The organism is Bradyrhizobium sp. USDA 326 (genome assembly GCF_049739485.1).
GTDB lineage: Bacteria > Pseudomonadota > Alphaproteobacteria > Rhizobiales > Xanthobacteraceae > Bradyrhizobium.
In genome coordinates this window covers 1145264-1162453 of record NZ_JBMGQA010000001.1, presented here as the reverse complement: position 1 = coordinate 1162453, position 17190 = coordinate 1145264, and the positions used below count along the sequence as shown (strand labels likewise).

16 protein-coding genes are annotated in these 17190 nt (G+C 65.0%); 8 read left to right on the top strand and 8 right to left on the bottom strand.

What is annotated here, in order from left to right; genetic code table 11:
* Positions 1-37: 37 nt before the first annotated feature.
* Positions 38-1966 (bottom strand): AsmA family protein, encoded by a 1929-nt coding sequence (locus tag ABIG06_RS05575; protein ID WP_424578086.1) that lies wholly within the window; start codon positions 1964-1966, stop codon positions 38-40.
* Between the two features lie 272 nt (positions 1967-2238).
* Here ABIG06_RS05575 and ABIG06_RS05570 point away from each other — a divergent pair, with 272 nt between their 5' ends.
* Entirely contained in the window at positions 2239-2976 is a 738-nt protein-coding gene (locus tag ABIG06_RS05570; RefSeq protein WP_124162857.1) for a CoA transferase subunit A, read from the top strand.
* Positions 2976-3626, top strand: a complete 651-nt coding sequence (locus ABIG06_RS05565; protein ID WP_370134890.1) for a CoA transferase subunit B — start codon at positions 2976-2978, stop codon at positions 3624-3626. Before ABIG06_RS05570 ends, ABIG06_RS05565 begins: the two co-directional genes overlap by 1 nt.
* A 164-nt stretch (positions 3627-3790) precedes the next feature.
* Here the strand turns inward: ABIG06_RS05565 and ABIG06_RS05560 are convergent, their stop codons facing one another.
* The 4 genes from ABIG06_RS05560 to nirK all read right to left on the bottom strand — a co-directional run bounded on the left by ABIG06_RS05560 (position 3791) and on the right by nirK (position 8721).
* Entirely contained in the window at positions 3791-5437 is a 1647-nt protein-coding gene (locus ABIG06_RS05560) for an ABC transporter permease (RefSeq protein ID WP_370134888.1), read from the bottom strand.
* Positions 5438-5492: 55 nt separating this feature from the next.
* Complete coding sequence (locus ABIG06_RS05555; protein WP_370134885.1) at positions 5493-6518, bottom strand: Fe(3+) ABC transporter substrate-binding protein; 1026 nt, start codon at positions 6516-6518, stop codon at positions 5493-5495.
* Positions 6519-6692: 174 nt separating this feature from the next.
* Entirely contained in the window at positions 6693-7571 is an 879-nt protein-coding gene (locus tag ABIG06_RS05550) for an SUMF1/EgtB/PvdO family nonheme iron enzyme (protein WP_124162861.1), read from the bottom strand.
* Between the two features lie 52 nt (positions 7572-7623).
* Positions 7624-8721 carry a copper-containing nitrite reductase gene (gene nirK / locus ABIG06_RS05545; RefSeq protein ID WP_370134883.1) on the bottom strand — a complete coding sequence of 366 codons (1098 nt, stop codon included), beginning with the start codon at positions 8719-8721 and terminating at the stop codon, positions 7624-7626.
* A gap of 176 nt (positions 8722-8897) precedes the next feature.
* Between nirK and ABIG06_RS05540 the strand changes: the two genes are divergently transcribed.
* Positions 8898-9164, top strand: a complete 267-nt coding sequence (locus ABIG06_RS05540; RefSeq protein ID WP_424578085.1) for a hypothetical protein — start codon at positions 8898-8900, stop codon at positions 9162-9164.
* Between the two features lie 34 nt (positions 9165-9198).
* Here the strand turns inward: ABIG06_RS05540 and ABIG06_RS05535 are convergent, their stop codons facing one another.
* The gene (locus ABIG06_RS05535; protein ID WP_370134881.1) at positions 9199-9399 is read right to left on the bottom strand and encodes a hypothetical protein; all 201 of its coding nucleotides are present in this window, start codon (positions 9397-9399) and stop codon (positions 9199-9201) included.
* Between the two features lie 165 nt (positions 9400-9564).
* Between ABIG06_RS05535 and hemN the strand changes: the two genes are divergently transcribed.
* Entirely contained in the window at positions 9565-10917 is a 1353-nt protein-coding gene (hemN, locus tag ABIG06_RS05530; RefSeq protein WP_370134879.1) for an oxygen-independent coproporphyrinogen III oxidase, read from the top strand.
* Between the two features lie 207 nt (positions 10918-11124).
* Complete coding sequence (locus ABIG06_RS05525; RefSeq protein ID WP_124162865.1) at positions 11125-11322, top strand: DUF1858 domain-containing protein; 198 nt, start codon at positions 11125-11127, stop codon at positions 11320-11322.
* Between the two features lie 108 nt (positions 11323-11430).
* Here the strand turns inward: ABIG06_RS05525 and ABIG06_RS05520 are convergent, their stop codons facing one another.
* On the bottom strand, positions 11431-12141 hold the full coding sequence (locus ABIG06_RS05520) for a Crp/Fnr family transcriptional regulator (protein WP_370134876.1): 711 nt from the start codon (positions 12139-12141) through the stop codon (positions 11431-11433).
* A gap of 129 nt (positions 12142-12270) precedes the next feature.
* On the opposite strand from ABIG06_RS05520, the gene ABIG06_RS05515 reads away from it, so the two are divergent.
* A complete protein-coding gene (locus ABIG06_RS05515; RefSeq protein ID WP_370134874.1) occupies positions 12271-13482 on the top strand; it encodes an NnrS family protein in 1212 nt (403 codons plus the stop codon).
* 2 nt (positions 13483-13484) lie between these two features.
* Here ABIG06_RS05515 and ABIG06_RS05510 read toward each other — a convergent pair whose 3' ends face one another.
* Entirely contained in the window at positions 13485-14516 is a 1032-nt protein-coding gene (locus tag ABIG06_RS05510) for an AraC family transcriptional regulator (RefSeq protein WP_370134872.1), read from the bottom strand.
* A gap of 204 nt (positions 14517-14720) precedes the next feature.
* On the opposite strand from ABIG06_RS05510, the gene ABIG06_RS05505 reads away from it, so the two are divergent.
* Both ABIG06_RS05505 and ABIG06_RS05500 read left to right on the top strand, forming a co-directional pair.
* On the top strand, positions 14721-15341 hold the full coding sequence (locus ABIG06_RS05505; protein WP_370134869.1) for a response regulator transcription factor: 621 nt from the start codon (positions 14721-14723) through the stop codon (positions 15339-15341).
* 169 nt (positions 15342-15510) lie between these two features.
* Positions 15511-17184, top strand: a complete 1674-nt coding sequence (locus ABIG06_RS05500) for a mucoidy inhibitor MuiA family protein (RefSeq protein WP_370134868.1) — start codon at positions 15511-15513, stop codon at positions 17182-17184.
* Positions 17185-17190: the final 6 nt, after the last annotated feature.

The window sequence follows — 17190 nt, the reverse complement described above, 5'->3', positions numbered from 1 at the left end:
CGTACTCAGTTGAAACTCACCTGAGTCCGACGTCAGCTTAGTTGGACTTGGCGCTCTCTTTAGAATTTTCCGCCGTCGGCGATTCCGCCGGCGCGGGACGTTTTCCGCTGCCGGTGATGCGCTCGATTGCGGAGCGCACGGCATCGCCGCCCTTGCGGTCCTTGAGCATGTCGAGCAGCGGCGCGGAGGCCGGCGAGCGGCGGATCAGGCTTTCCGGATCGGGGAAGATCAGCGGATCGTCCCAGGGGCCCTGCACCACGAACGGCAATTCGAATCCCGAGGCGCTGTTGAGGCTCGCCACGCCCTTCATGTCGTATTCGCGCGTCGGCACCGAGGCGGTGCCGGTGAGCGTGATCTTCGTCGCCGGCCCCTCGACGCGGATGTCCTCGGCGGTGGCGATGCCGTCGGAGAATTTCACGGCGATGGTGAGATTGGTGTAGGGCGTCGAGCCGTTGCGGAAATTGCCGCCGCCCGACAGCGGCCGCCGCTCCAGCCGCTTGAGGAGCTGCTCGGCGTTGAAGCCCGAGATCGCACCGTCATGCCCGGTCACGGTGGCGCTTCCATCGAGCGACTGCACGAGGCCGAACGGGCTCGACCCGGAGGCGAGGAGCGAGACGTTGATGTTGCCGCGGCCGGACAGCTTGTTGAGACCGAACAGTTCGGTGGCGCAGGCCTGGAGATCGACGTCGGTGAACTGGAATTGCGCCTTGATGTCGGCGACGGTATCGGACCGCGCGATGCCGAACGAGCCCTTTGCGATCCCGCCATAGACTTGCGCCTCGCCGACCGAGAGCGCCAGCGTGCCGTTGCGCAAATTGGCGCCGATCGCGGTGCGTCCGAGCTTCGTCGGCCCGACCGTGAGCTTGGCCGCGGACAGGCGCATGTCGAGGTCGGTGGTCGACAATCCATTGAGATCGAACAGCTGCCTGTTCCAGTCGCGCGCGCCGCTCGCGAGCAGGCGGAAGGTCGAAATATAAGGTGTGAAGTCGAGCGCGTCGGCGGCGAGCGTGGCCTGCAGCGTCTGCCGGCCGTTATTGGCGTAGGTCATGACACCCTCGGCGGCATTGCCGTCGAGCTCAACATTGACGTTGGTGAGCGCGATCGAGGCACCAACGACGTTGGCACGTGCCTTCAGCGCGAAGCGGCCGAAGCCGCCGCTGCCGGGCTGTGGCTGCCCGGTCCAGCGCAGCGCGTTGCGCAAGGACGGACTGTCGACGGTGAGCGTGCCTTCCATCATCGGGCTGGTGCGATTGGCGACGCTGCCGTCGAAAGCGAGCTTGAGCGGCGCACTGGCGATTCGCACCTTCAGGCCGGACCGGTCGCCGGAGAGGGCGGCGACGAAATCGGAAAAGCTGATCGAGCCGTCGACGCGCTCGCCGCGCCAGTCGAACTGTCCGGTCGCCGCAAAAGAGCGCGAGATCGAAGGCCACGCCAGCGACAGGTCGATGTCCTCCAGCTTCTCGGTGGCACGCGTGGCGGCGTCCTCGTAGTCGAGCACGCCGTCCTGGATGCGAATTTCGGAGAACGAGACCTGGTTCTCGGCCCCGGGCTTCATGGTGCGCGCGATGGTCTGGATGAAGGGCGTCCAGTTGCTCTCGCCGTCCGGCTTGAGGCTGACATGGATGCGCGGGCGCAGCAGCGTGAGGTCGGCGATCTCGAACCGTTGCAGCAGCAGCGGCAGCAGCCGCAGATTTGCGGTGAGCACGTCGACCTGGAGCGCTGGCGTGCTGGTGCCGCCGCCCTTGAGGCCGACGTCGTGGAAGGAGATGTAGCTCGCCGGCAGCACCGAGATGTCGATGCTGCCTGCGACATTGAGCTCGAGCCCGGTGACGTCGCGGATCTGGGCTTCGACCGCCTTGCGCAGCGCGTCGCGGTTGATGAGCCAGGAGCTCGCGATCAGGGCGATCAGCGCGACGCCGAGCAGCGCCGCGATCGGCGTCCCGAGGCGCTTCATTCCTTGGGCCATGGTCAATGGCATGTCCTGATCGGGTTGGTCGTTGGAGCCAGAAGGGCGGGCCGGGAAACCTGCGCGCCCACACCCAACCCCCGCAACTTGATGGGTTTTCTTGACGCTTTCAAGGCCGCTGCACGGGTATGCCCACGGCGTGGGCAGCTTCTACCACCCGGCGGCGCAGCGGAGAACCCGTATCATTGACGGCTTCGGACGATTTCGCCTAATAATCGCCGCCAATAGGGCGCGAGGCCTCCAAGCCGCAGGTTCAGTCGAAGGTTTTTTGTATGAACAAGGTCTATCCCGACGCCAAGTCGGCTCTGTCAGGCATTCTGAAGGACAACATGATGATCATGTCGGGAGGCTTCGGCCTCTGCGGCATCGCCGAGGAGTTGTCGGATGCGATCCGCGAGTCCGGCGTCAAGGGCCTGACGGTGGTCTCCAACAATGCCGGCGTCGACGGGATCGGCCTCAGCCGCCTTCTCGAAACCCGCCAGATCAAGAAGATGATCTCGTCCTATGTCGGCGAGAACAAGCTGTTCGCCCAGCAATTCCTCGCCGGGGAGCTGGAACTCGAATTCAATCCGCAGGGCACGCTGGCCGAGCGCATTCGCGCGGGCGGCGCCGGCATCCCGGCCTTCTACACCAAGACCGGCGTCGGCACGCTGATCGCCGAAGGCAAGGAAGTGAAGGAGTTCGACGGCGAGAAGTACCTGATGGAGCGCGGCCTGTTCGCCGACCTCGCCATCGTGCACGCCTGGAAGGGCGACACTGCCGGCAACCTCATCTACCGCAAGACCGCGCGCAATTTTAACCCGATGATGGCGACCGCCGCGAGGATCACGGTGGCCGAGGTCGAGCATCTGGTTCCGGCCGGTGAACTCAATCCCGACCACATTCACACGCCCGGCATCTTCGTGAAGCGCATCGTCGAGGTCGGCACGGCCAAGAAGCGCATCGAATTCCGCAACACTCGCCCGCGTCCGACGAAGGCGCCGGCGGCCGGCACTGGAGTTGAAATCTGATGGCCTGGACCCGCGAACAGATGGCCGCGCGCGCCGCGAAGGAGTTGCGTGACGGCTATTACGTCAATCTCGGCATCGGCATCCCGACGCTGGTCTCGAATTACATCCCCGACGGCATGGACGTCTCTTTGCAGAGCGAGAACGGGATGCTCGGCATGGGTCCGTTCCCCTATGAGGGCGAGGAAGACGCCGATCTCATCAACGCGGGCAAGCAGACCGTGAGCGAGCTGCCCTCGACCTCCTATTTCTCGAGCGCGGATTCCTTCGGTATGATCCGCGGCGGCCACATGGACCTGTCGATCCTCGGCGCCATGCAGGTGGCCCAGAACGGCGATCTCGCCAACTGGATGATCCCTGGCAAGATGGTCAAGGGCATGGGCGGCGCGATGGATCTCGTTGCCGGCGTCAAGCGCGTCATCGTGGTGATGGAGCATTCGGCCAAGGACGGCCCGAAGCTGCTGAAGACGTGCAACCTGCCGCTGACGGGCGAGCGCGTGGTCGACATGGTCGTGACCGATCTCGCCGTCTTCACCATCGACAAGCACGGCAGCGGCGGCATGGCCCTGATCGAGCTGGCCGACGGCGTCTCGCTCGACGAGGTCAAGGCCAAGACCGAAGCCGAATTCCGGGTCGCGCTGAAGAACACGTAAGGTCGTCGCCCGATCAAGTCGGGTGATGACGGTTGAGTTTGTGGCTCGCAATGACGGGCGTGTGCTGCAGCGGCGCCCTCCTCCAATTCGTCCCTCGGCGGGCGATAGGTCTTGCCGCTCTTGCGCGACAGCCGGCTCGCACGGCCTTTCCCGACGGGCATCCTTCAAGCGGGGCCGCTCGGCACCTCGGAGAACCGGGTCAACCAGACAACCGGGCCGATGCTGGCAGCGATGATCAGGAGGGCCGCAAGCGCGCCGTCCTCGAAATTGCCGCGACTTGCGAACTGGTAGATCGACGTCGACAGCGTTTCGACGTTGAGCGGCCGCAACAGCAGCGTTGCCGGCAGCTCCTTAAGGCAGTCGACGAACATGATGATGACGGCGCCGAGCATCGCGGGCCGGAGCAGCGGCAGATAGATCTGTCTCAACATGACCGCCTGGCCAGCGCCGACCGTGCGTGCGCTCTCGTCATAGTCGCGCGGAATGCTGTCGAACCCGGCCTTGATCATGCCGACGGGCACGGCCAGAAAACGAATCGTGTAGGCGATGACGACGGCCGTCCCGGAGCCGACCAGGATCAGCCCGGGCAGCGAACGTCCCGTCCAGGTAGCGACCGCGCTCAGCGCGTTGTCGACCGCCAGCACGGGGGTCAGCAGGCCGAGGGCAATCACGAGACCCGGCAGCGCGTAGCCGGTCTGCGCGACGCTCATCGCCACATATCGCAGAGGATCGGGCCGAAAGCGGTGCGCGATCGTCGTGGCGAGCGCAAGCATCAGCGCCATGAGCGTCGCGAGCGCCGCATAGGCAAACGAATGGAAGGTGTGGCGCCACAGGAGCGGGTCGAAATTTGCAAGCAGTCCGCGACCGAGAGCCTGATGCGCCAGATAGAACAGCGGCACGACGAAGCCGATCAGCACCGGCAGCACGCAGACCGCGAACGCGATCCACGCTCTTGCGCCCGAAAGCGGGGTTCGCTGCCTCACATGCGGGCTTTCCGCCGAGAATTCGGCATTGGCGTTGCGACGGCCGTAACGCTCCATCGCGATCAGGCCGGCGACGATCGCAAGCATCAGGCATGCGAGTTGCGCCGCCCCGGCAAGGCTGCCGCGGTTGAGCCAGGTGGTGAAGATCGAGACCGTCAGCGTGCGGATGCCGAGATATTCGCTGGCGCCGATGTCGTTGAGCGTTTCCAGCGCGACCAGCGCCACGCCGACTGCCAGCGCCGGCCGCGCCATCGGCAATGAAACGCGCCAGAAAACAGTCCATCGGCCGGCACCCAGCGTCGTGGCCGCCTCGGCGAATTCGGCTGATTGAACCTGAAACGTCGCGCGCGCCGACAGATAGACGTAAGGATAGAGCACGAGCCCGATCACGAAGACGGCGCCCGGCAGCGAGCGCAGGTTGGGCAGATGGCCGAGGGCATCGCGCAGCGGCAGCCAGATCGCCAGGGTGCGATGCACCAGGCCGAGCGGTTCGAACAGATCGGCATAGACGTATGCGGCAAGATAGGTCGGAATCGCCAGCGGCAGCGGCATCAGCCACAGCAGCATGCCCCGGCCAGGAAAATCGTGGCGCGATATCACCCATGCGGTACCGGCGCCGATCAGAAGCGTGAGCGCGCCGACCCCGACGAGCAGAAGCGCAGTGTCCAGCAGGGCGGCCGGCAGCACGTAGTTGATCAGGTCGTGCCACACATCGGGCGCCGGCTGCAAAGCCAGCGAAATGATCGAGATCACGGGCGCCGCGACCAGGATCGCGGTTGCGATCGCGATTGCGGTCGCGGCGCGCCCGGCGTGGACGCGGCCTCTCAAACGAGGCCGTGCACCCGTAGCTTCTACCAGCTTGACAGACGAGGGCCGCCAGAGATCAGTTGTCAAAGCCGACCTTGTCCACCAGCGAGGCTGCGGCCTTGCGGTTGGCGGCGATCTTTGCGATCGCCAACGGATCCGGGCCGAGCTTGCCGTAGCCCGCGATGGTGGAGTTGACGGCGACACTGCCCCGAACCGGATATTCGTAGTTCTGGTCGGCATACATCTGCTGCGCCTGCTCGCTAACGAGCCACTCGATCAGCTTGATGCCGTTGGCCTTGTTGGGCGCGTGCTTGGCGAGCAGCACGCCGGAGAGGTTGACGTGGGTGCCGCCGCCCTCGAAGGTCGGCAGGATGACGCGGGTCGCCTCCGCCCACGGTTTCTTCTCGGGATCGTTGTTCATCATCAGCGCCCAGTAATAGGTATTGCCGATGCCGATGTCGCACTTGCCGGCGGCAACGTCACGCGCGGCTTCGCGATCGCCGCCTGACGGCTTTTGCGCGAGATTGGCCTTCACGCCGCGCAGCCATTCCTCGGCCTTGGCCTCGCCGTACTTGGCCGTGTAAGCCGCAAACAGGGCATTGTTGTAGATGTGCTGGCCCGAGCGAATGCAGATCTTGCCCTTCCACTTGGGGTCGGCAAGCTCCTCATAGGTGATCTTGTCCTGCTTGACGCGATCCTTCGAGGCATAGATCACGCGCGCACGCATGGAGATGCCGGCCCAGTGTCCGTCCGGATCGCGATACTGCGCCGGCACGACCTTGTCGACCACCTCCGACTTGATCGGCTGGGTGACGCCAGCCTGCACGGCCTCGTCGATGCGGCCGATGTCCACCGTCAGCAGAACGTCGGCCGGACTGTTGGCGCCTTCCGCCTTCATGCGCTGCTCGAGACCCGAGCTTGCGGAGACGACATTGACCTTGATGCCCGTATCTTTGCTGAAGGCGTCGAACAGCGGCTGGATCAACTTGGTCTCGCGATAGGTATAGACGTTGACCTCGCCATTGGCGGCTGCTTTCGACACGAAGGACGAGGACAGGCTCAACACCGCCGCGGATGCGGCGAGGACGCGAAGATTGATCATAAGGGCTGCTCCAGGCGCGCGATTGAACGCCGCTTGAGTAGCGCAAGGCGGTGCGGCAACGTTAGCGACGCGATGTCGCGAGGGCCATGACTTAGAGGGATTCCAAACGCAGTTTAGACCGGTTCTAATTAATGGATCGAGACGTTGACGCGAAAGCGATGCGCACTGCCACGGTTATGATCTTGCCGGCCACGGCTTGCTCAAGCGCTGCGAAATGCTGACCAGCCATGACGTCTCCTCGCGCACCAGGCGGAAGCCGAGATTGGCGGGCGGCACGCCCTGGGCGCAGCCGCCGGCGCGGGCATCGCGGATGAAATCGGTGACATAGGCGCGGTGCGCGCCCTCGGCGACACGCACACCGCAGTTCACGGTCGGGCGGCCGGCATTGCCGGCCTCGTCGACGCGCGAGCGCACGAAGCAGGTCGAGGTCCACTCCCAGACGTTGCCGGCGAGATCTTCGATGCCGTGCTCGTTCGGGCCGAACTTGCCGAACGGATGGGCCGTGGTGTCGGTGACGTCGCGTTCGGATTCCCGCTCATAGCGGCTGATCCAGCGTTTTGAAGGGTCGCTTGCATCGACCGGCACACCGTCATCCTTGAATCTGGAGCCGGCGGCAAAAGCCCATTCCTCGTCGCTTGGCAGGCGGTAATGCTGGCCGGTCTTGCGCGACAGCCAGCCTGCATAGGCATCGGCATCGTACCAGCTCACCTGCACCGCGGGGCGATTAGGGGCGATCGCCACGTCGCGATCGAGTGCGCGGCAGGCGCCATCCAGCACGCAAAGTCGATAGTCGGATGAAGCAACCTGATTTCGCATGATGTGCAGCGGCCGGTCCATCCGCATGGTGCGCAGCGGCGCTTCCGCCTGCTGGCCGCCGCGTGTGAAATCGCCGGCTTCGCGATATGAGAAGCTGCCGGCAGCGATCTCGACCATGGCCGGCTCGCTTTCCACATTGTGCGTCGCCATCTCGGAAACCAAGGGCGCAACGGCCAGCGGCCCCGCAAGCCCGGCGGCGCAGGCAAGTGCCAGCTTGAGTTTGAATGCGATCAGCATGGTTGTTCCCCGAAACAAGAAGGGGCCGGTGATGACCGGCCCCTTGTCGCGTCTAGTTGGTGCTGGCAGGCGGTATTTCCGCAGGTGCCTTCACCTGGGTCATCAGATCGTCGTTCCACTTGCCTTCGACCTTGAAGTGCGCGGTGGCGCCGAGGTCTGCGGCCTCGATCAGATTATGCGTGACATAGGCGTAGATGCCGGGCTGCTGGAATTTGTACAGCGCAGCTCCCGCCGACCCGCCGCGGATGAACCAGGTCTCGAGCCCGACCTCCGGTGCATTGCCGAACTTGCCGGTCTCCCAGACATAATCGCCGTGGCCGCCGATCAGATGCGGACGGCTGTCGCGATTGGCCTGCGAATGTACGATCAGCACGTTCTCGCCGACCTTGGCGGTGAGCGCATTCTTCCCGGTGAGCGCGCCGACCTTCCCGTTGAACACGACATGTGTGGGGATCAGCTTCTTCATCACCTCTTCGGTCTCGGTGAAGGCTTCGCCCGGCGAATCGTAGGACTTGAAATTGCCCTTCTCGTCGCGCGGCACGTACATGTCCTGCTCGCCGATATAGTAGACCTTGTCGTATTTCAGCGCATGACCCTTGCCGTCGTTGAGGCCTTCACGCGGCAACACCATGACGGCGCCGTTCATGCCGGAGACGACGTGCCAGGGGATCATCGGGCCTCCCGGTGCGCAGTGATAGACGAACACGCCGGTCTTGGTCGCCTTCCAGCGCAGCACGACCTGTTCGCCGGGGTTGATGAGCGTGAGTTCGCCGCCACCGAGCGCGCCGGTCGCGGAATGGAAGTCGATATTGTGCGGCATGGTGTTGGTCGCGGGATTGACCAGCGTCAGCTCGACATAGTCGCCCTCGTGCACGACCATGAGCGGTCCCGGCATCGAGCCGTTGAACGTCATCGCCTGGAAGGTGGTACCCTTGTCGTCGATGACGACCTTCTTTTCCTCGATCGTCATCTTGAACTCGATGATCTTGGGGCCCTGCGTCGTGGCCTGTTCGTGCGCGTGCACGAAGGGCGGAGCGACCAGCTCTACCTTCTGACGCGGCAGCTTGAGATCGCTGGCGGCGAAAGCGGGGGTCGCCAGCATCAAGGCGGTCGCGGCGGCGCTGATCAATGCGGCTCTGCGGGTGAACATCGGAAGCATCCTTCATCTGAAAAGGTTTTGATGACGGATTGCAGTGTGCGCCGATCGCGGCAAGCGTGTTTGCGCTGCGACAAGCTTCCGCCGGATTCGCCTCAGCAACAGGACTTAGGTGCTTCATCAGAGCAGCGATTGGTGACGCCACTTCGATCCGTTCGAGGCATATTGGGATGTCGAGGCCGAGGGATCAGTGGCCCGATAGCGGCACTGACATTCTGACACGGGCACTGCTCGTCGACAGCGCCGACGTGCTCGGCCTCTGCGGTGGCCGGCGCCACGCGATGCTCGGGATGGCGAGCGTGACCGCAGCCGCATCGGCGCTCAGCGGCAACTCGTTCGCATCTTCAAGCTGGATAGCGATCTCGCGTGCCGGCGTGGACGTTGGCCCCGGCAAGGCAGATCAGGACAACTGCGCCGGCACATGCGTGCATGGATGAGATCTTGATCGAGGCCTTCGCGAAGGGGTGGTGGCTAGAGGAGAGACATGGCAAGCCCGACCGTCCCCCAGATCGCCAGCGACAGCACGACGAAGACGGCGATTGCTGCGGCCAGGGCGCGCACCATTCCGACCGAGGCTGGTGCGGCCGGGGTCGGCCGGAAATCGTCGAAACGTGGGATATGGCCGCGGACATCGAGCAGGGAGAGAATGAGTTCGAGTGCAAGAAGTCTCATGGCAACGCTCCGAATGGCCACGCGAATTGTCGTCATCATGGCTGGGAACCGGGCGCCGCGCTTTGCGCGAGCGCAAAGTCGCTGCCTCGCATCCGGGTTAATTGAACCTACTCCGTGATTTGCCGTGATGCCTGCGCGCGGCGCAAATTTAACAATGGGTAAGATATGAGAACTGATCTTGCGGCAGTCTACGGCGAGGAACGTCTGCCACGCTACACGAGCTATCCGACCGCCCCGCACTTTACGCCCGCGATCGGTCCAGACACGTATGCTCGGTGGCTGGCGGGACTGCCGGCGGGCGCCAGCGCGTCACTTTATCTGCACGTGCCGTTCTGCCGAGAGATGTGCTGGTACTGTGGTTGCCATACCCAGATCGTCCGCCGCGACGATCTCATCGCCGGCTATCAGCGGACGCTGCGCGGCGAGATCGCGCTAGCTGCCGAAACCATCGGCCGTCGGATCAAGGTCGAGCACATCCACTTCGGTGGCGGTACGCCGACGATCATGGCGCCGGAGGCTTTTGCCGACTTGATGGCGACGATGCGGCAGAAGTTCTTCGTGCTGCCTTCGGCCGAAATCGCGGTGGAGATCGATCCCCGCACACTGATCGCGGACATGGTCGAGGCCATGCGGCTCTCCGGCGTCAACCGCGCGAGCCTTGGCGTGCAGAGCTTCGATCCCGTGGTGCAGCGGGCGATCAACCGCGTGCAGAGTTTCGAGCAGACGGCTTCCGTGGTCGGCATGCTCCGCGGCGCGGGCATCGAGGGAATCAATTTCGACCTGATCTACGGCTTGCCGCACCAGACTGTCGCCTCGTGCCTGGACACAGTGCGGCGCAGCCTCGCGCTCGCGCCCAGCCGGTTCTCGGTGTTCGGCTATGCTCACGTGCCTGACTTCAAGAAGCACCAGCGCATGATCAACGAGGCCGTGCTGCCCGACGGCCTTGCGCGCCACGACCAGGCCTGCGCGATCGCCAATGCCCTGAAGGAGGCCGGTTACGTGCAGATCGGACTCGATCATTTCGCGCGGCCCGACGATTCCATGGCGGTGGCGTTCGAGGAGCGAACGCTGCGGCGCAATTTTCAAGGCTACACCACCGACAAGAGTGAAGTCCTGCTCGGCTTCGGCGCGAGCGCGATCGGACATCTGCCGCAGGGCTATGTCCAGAACGAGGTGCAGATCGGCGCCTATGCGCAGAGCATCGCCGCCGGCCGCTTCGCCACCGCGAAGGGCTATGGGCTCACCGGCGACGACCGGTTGCGCGCCGACATCATCGAGCGCATCATGTGCGAGTTCGGTGCCGATCTCGGCGACATCTGCGCCCGTCATGGCGCAGAGGCAGGCGCGATGCTGAAATCGGCGGCGCGTCTGAAGCCGCTGATCTCCGACGGCGTCGTGCGGTTGGAAGGCGATCGGCTCGCGGTCGCCAAGGATTCGCGCTTCCTGGTCCGCAGCGTCGCCGCCGCATTCGATGCGCATCTGGATCCCGGGAAGCAATTGCATAGCAGGGCGGTGTAAGAACCACTTCCCGTCATTCGGGGCGCGCCTCTTTGGCGCGACCCCGGAAGCCATTGTTCCACGTCATCCGCAGCACGATGGATTTTCAGATGCGCAGTTCCGCATCATAGTTCGCGCTGCGCCCGCCCCGGAATGACCAGCCAGCTTGCGCTTGAACAAAGAGGCTTCCGCTCGCTTCGCTATCGTCAATTCGGAACGGAGTTGTCCATGCCCTTCGGATCCGAAGATCTGGTCGACGACATCATGCGCACGGCGCCGCATACGATCCGCGTGTTTCTCGCCTTCAGGATGGCCTGCGTCGGCTGTCCGATCGCGACCTTCCACACCGTGGATGATGCCTGCCGCGAACATGGCATCGACCGCGACAGATTCCTCGCTGCCTTGAGCGATTGCGTGCCTGCGTGAAACGGTCTGGAATCGCGCGGGCGCGCGGATTCCCGGAGGAGGGAGCGCTTTCGCCGTAAGCGGAGGCGCCCCTCATCCCTGTGAGCGGAGGCTTCCCGGCGTCGGTTCTCACGCCGCGCCGTTGTCGGCGTTCCGCTCGGCCAACACGACGATCTTGTGCGGCTCTCGCAGGATGATGCGCTGGCGGCCGCTCTCGACGAGGCCCTGGCTCTCCCAGCCGCTCAGGATGCGGCTGACGGTGTGCAGCGTGGTGCCGGTCATCTGCGCGATATCCTGCCGGCCGATCGGGAAGTCGATCTCGATTCCGTGGTCGAGCTTCTTGCCGGACTGCTTGGCGAGGCGCAGCAGCGCGTGCGCGATGCGTTGCTCGACCTGCTGGGTCGACATTTCCAGGATGCGGGTGTGGCTCTCCTGAAGCCGGGTGCCGACGATCTGGAGCGTGTTGGCGGCGAGCGCCGGAAACCGCTCGACCAACCGCGGCCAGGCCGAGGTCGGCCAGACCAGCACCACGCTGTCATCGACCGCCATCGCCGTCGCCGGATAGCGCGCGGCTCCGATCGCCATCGCGAGCCCGAATGTTTCGCCGGGCGCGACATAGCGTACCACGATCTGCTCACCGGTCGGCGTGGTCTTGGCCGCGCGAACATGGCCGTGCAACAGCAGGAAGAAGGACTGCGCGTCGGCCCCCTGCTCGAAGATGGCACTGTTCCTGGGAAAACGGGCCGAGCGGGCCTCACGCAGGATCTCGTCCAGAGCTTCCGGCGTCACCCCCGCAAACAGCGGCAAATGCGCAACCAGCGATGTGTCGACTTTGGCCATTCTGCCTCCTTGGCGCTCAGGAGTGTGATGGCACCTGCAATCGTTCTGGTGTTTGCGGTAGCGCAAAACGGGCCGGCAGAGTGGCGGTATTTTTCCAGACGACGATATGAATTCATTGGAGTGGATGCCATGGCTGGCGCCCGATCCCGTAACTTTGCGGGCTGGCCGTTGTTTGCGAACAGCTTTCGGCCTTTTTTCCTGCTTGCCGCGATCCAGGCTGCACTGTCGATCCTGGTCTGGCTGCCGATGTTTCATGGCGAATTGTCCGTGAGTTCCGCATTCGCGCCGCGCGACTGGCACGTCCACGAGATGCTCTATGGCTTCCTGCCGGCCGTCATCACCGGGTTCCTGTTCACGGCCATCCCGAACTGGACGGGGCGGCTGCCGATCCAGGGCAGGCCGCTGGGGGTGCTGCTGATGGTCTGGCTTGCCGGGCGCATCGTGGTGACCGTGTCGGCCAATATCGGCTGGGCATTTGCGCTGATCGTCGATGCCGCCTTCCTGGCATTGGTCGTCGCCGCCGCGACGCGCGAGATCATCGCAGGCGGCAATTGGCGCAACCTGCCCGTGGTGGGGCTGGTGTTCGCTCTGCTCGCCGGCAACATCGCCTTTCATGTCGAAGCGCACGACCAGGGCGCCGCCGATGTCAGCATTCGCGTCGGCATCAGCGTGGTCATTCTGCTGATTGCGTTGATCGGCGGCCGCATCATTCCGAGCTTCACCCGCAACTGGCTGGTCAAATTCAATCCCGGCCGTCTGCCCGTGCCGTTCGGACGCTTCGATGGCGCGGTGATCGGATGCAGCGCGCTCGCGCTCGTCTCGTGGATCGTGGCGCCGTCGAATGCCGTCACCGGTGTTCTGATGGCACTTGTCGGCGGGCTGCACTTGCTGCGGCTTGCGCGCTGGGCCGGCGATCGCACCTTCCGCGAGCGGCTGCTCGTGATCCTGCATGTCGGCTACGTCTTCGTGCCGTTCGGTTTCATCCTGCATGCCCTGGCGGTTCTCGGTGTGCTGCCGCCAAGCGCCGGTATCCACGCCTGGATGGCGGGGGCGGCGGGAACCATGACGCTCGCGGTGATGACCCGCGCGAGCCTCGGCCACACCGGACAGGCGTTGACGGCTTCGCCGGCGATCCAGGGGATCTATGCTGCGATCGTGATCGCGGCCCTGGCCCGGATCGCTGCCGTCGTGTCCCCCGCGCATGGCGATGTTTTGTTGCATATCGCCGCCTGCGGCTGGATCGTCGCTTTCCTCGGATTTGCCATCGCGTTCGGCCCGCTGCTCGCCGGCAGCCGGTGGCGTGCCCTCGCCACGATGGGCGTGCCCGCACCCGCACGCTGAACTCAAGCTGCAGACGCCGTGGGCGGTGCCGTCGCGGGCCGGACGCCCTTGCGCCACTCGGTGATGGTGCAGCCGAACCGGCTGCGGAACCAGCGCGCCATCGCGCTCTGCGCGGAAAAGCCAAGCTGCATTGCGATGTCAGTCAGCCGCCGGCCGGGAGCATCGATCAGCTGGATCACGAGATCGGCGCGTCGTGCGTCCAGGATGGCCGAGAAGCTGGTGCCCGATGCAGCGAGGCGGCGGTGGATGGTGCGGCGGGTGCAGGCGAGATGCTCCGCGACGCGCTCGACCGTGCAGTCGCCGCCGCCGGCAAGAAGGAAACGTACGACCTCGTCGACCTTCTGCTCCCAGCTGGCGGGCCGTGTTTCGATCGTTTCGATCCGCTTGCGCAGATAGCTCGCGATCAGCGGATGCGCGCTCGGGATCCGGCGTTCCATGTCGTGCGCCGACAACACGATCGCGTCATCCTTCGCGTTGAAGATCACGCGGCAGCCGAAGAATTCGCGATAGCGCTTGCGATCGTGCGGTGGCGGATAATGCAGGTGCACCTCCTGCGGTCGCCAGTCATGCCCGAACAGCGACTGGATGATGCGGTGGACGCTGCCGAGCGCCACGTCGATCGACTGCCGCGACGCGCTCGGCTTCCGGCCGCGCAGATGCATGGTGATGGTCACGGCCTGCTTGCCGCGCGCAACGTCGAGCCGCATGCCATCGTGATGGATATGGATGAAGCGCGAGAATGCATCGATTGCCTCACCGACGGTCGCCTGTTCGCGCACGATGAGGCCGACCGTGCCGAAATTGGTCAGGCCGCCGCGCTCGGCGAGGCGCAAGCCGAAATCTTCGGCGCCGGACGCCTCCGCGGATGATTCGAGCAGACGCCGCAGGCCGGCGACGGCAATGGGCGTATCGGGCTTGTCGAGGCAGGCCGGCGGCAGCCGGGCCTTGCGCATCATCTGCCTGGGGTCGAGCCCGACCGACCGGGCGACCTCCGGATAATAAGTCAGGCTCGAGCTGCGAATGAGGTCGGTCATGCGAACCGTTCCTGCCAGCTGTTCCCGCAGATGTCCCGAAATGTAAATTTTCTGTCCCGGTCAGTCAAATCCAGGAACCGCGGGGAACATACATAGGGGAAACCGAAGCGCGCGCGTGAATGCCGTGCTCACGACGCGCGGCAAGGCGATGGAGCCCGCTAACGTCTCGGGCCCTTTTGACCAAGACATTGCTGGATCGGGATCATGCCGGGAAACATGCTTTCCAAGGGTGAGATATTCGTCATCGACGCCGACGCAGCCTCCCGCGAGCAACTTTCGAACGCGCTCCAACAGAACGCCTATCAGGTGATCTGCTTCGCCGACGGTGCATCTCTCCTGTCCGCCGCAAAAGTGCGGATGCCGGCTTGCGTACTGCTGGAGTTGCCGCCTGATCGGTCCGGCCTCGATGTGCTCAAGCGGCTGCGTGGGGAGAACTGCATGGCGCCCGTGCTGGTGACCTCGGCGAACGGCAGCATCGCCATGGCGGTCGATGCCATCAAGAGCGGCGCGGCCGACTTCATCGAAAAGCCGTTCCGCACCCACGACATCGTCGGACGGATCGATGCCGCCATCGACGAATTCGCGCAACCCGGCGCGAGCCGGCAACGCTGGCTGACAGGCTGCGAGCCCCTGACCGCGCGCGAGGGCGACGTGCTCAAGCATCTCGCCGCCGGCCTCACCAACAAGGAGATCGCCCGGCGGATGCATCTGAGCGCGCGGACGGTCGAGGGCTACCGCGCCAGCATCCTGAGGAAAGCCGGTGCCCGCAACGTGACCGACCTGCTCCGGCGCATCTTTAGCCAAGGTTCGCCCACGCAGGTCTGAAGCTGCGCCGCGGCCGATCTCCGTTCCGCGGTCATGCTGCCGCCGCGGCAGCGCCCCAAGGAAACCCCAATCGAACCAGTTCCTTCCCCGCCGCGTCTCATCACGATGGCGAGGCATTTCATCGCGCGCGTCCGGCTGGCGGCGCGGCGATACCGGCAGGAGGGACTTTATGCGCATCACCGCCAAATGGTTGGCAACCACGAGCCTGGTCCTGATGACCACGGCCGCCGCATCGTCGTCGTCATGTGCGGCCAACGTGGAGGCCAATTCGGCGATCGACACGGTCACCGTCTATCCCGACGGCGCCACCGTCACCCGCGTCATTTCGCTGGATCTCGCCTCCGGCGACTCGACGCTGGTCGCCAAGGATTTTCCGCTCTCACTCGATCCGTCCTCCCTCCGCGTCGAAGGAGAGGCGGGCGCCAAGCTCACCATCGGCACCATCGATGCGCGGCCGCCGAAGGCCGCACCGCCGGTCAACCTGCCCGAGCTCGACAAGCGCATCGAAGCACTGAGAGATCAGCGGGCCGACCTGCAAGGTGCGATCGACTCTGCCGATGCCCGGCGCAAATTCGCGCAGCATTTCGCCGAAGCCTCCCCGGCCGGCCTCGGCGAGAAGGGCGAGGCGCGGCCGATCACCGAATGGCGCGCGGCATTTGCGGCGGTTGCCGAGGAGATCGCGATTGCCGACACCGCGATCCGCGACGCCACGCGAAAACAGCGCGAGCTCGACCGTCAGATCGCGCAATTGGAGGCCGAGCGCTCGGCCAAGCCGCCGAGCAAGCTGGAAGTGCGGATCGACGTCGCCTCGGCGGCGGCGACCAAGGCTACACTGCGGGTGACCTACGCCGTGCGCAATGCGCGCTGGATGCCGGTCTATGACGCCCGGCTCGACACCGGCGCGAAGGACCGCAAGCCGCAGCTCGAGCTCGTTCGCCGCGCCGAGGTCACGCAGTCGACCGGCGAGGACTGGTCGAACGTGACGCTCGGCGTCTCCACGGTTCGCATTGGCCGCGGCGGCAGCGCGCCGGAGCTGAACTCGCTGGTTGCCCAGTATCCGCAAGGCCCCAAGCCGCTGGCGCTCGGCACGGCCTCCGATCTGGCGCGGCCGGCCCCGATGACGCGCCAGGCGCAATCGCCGGCCATGGCCAAGATCGCGGAGGCGACCGAGCGCGCCGACGAGCAGCAGGCGGTCACCGAGATCGGCGATTTCCAGGCCACCTTCAAAATTCCCGGCCGCGTCAGCCTGGGCGCCGCCGAAGGCGCCAAGAGCCTGCGCATTGCTTCCATGACGGTGCCGGCCGATCTCGCGGTGCGCGCGGCGCCGGTGATGGATCCGACCGCCTTCCTCGAAGCCAGCTTCAGGCAGACCGACGATGCCAGTCTGTTGCCGGGCAAGGTCGCGATCTACCGCGACGGCACCTTCGTCGGGCGCGGCAAGATCACGGCGTCCGCCAAGGACGACATCGTGCGGCTCGGCTTCGGCGCCGACGACAAGGTGAGAATCGAGCGCGCGGTGCTCAAGCGCAACGAGGGCTCGGCCGGCTTGCTCGTGACGACGTCGAAGACCGACGAGCGTTCGTTCAAGACCACGATCCGCAACGGTCATGATTTCCCGATCAAGGTCGCGATCGAGGATCAGCTGCCGGTCAGCGAGAACGAGGATATCGTCGTCGAGATGCTGCCTTCGAGCACCCAGCCGACCGCGAGCAACATCCGCGAAAGGCGCGGCGTGCTGGAATGGTCGTTCGACGCCAAGCCCGGCGAGGCCCGCGACATCAACTTCGCCTGGCGCATCCGCTGGCCCAAGGACAAGGGCATGGTGATCGTGCCGGCGGGGTAGGGAGCG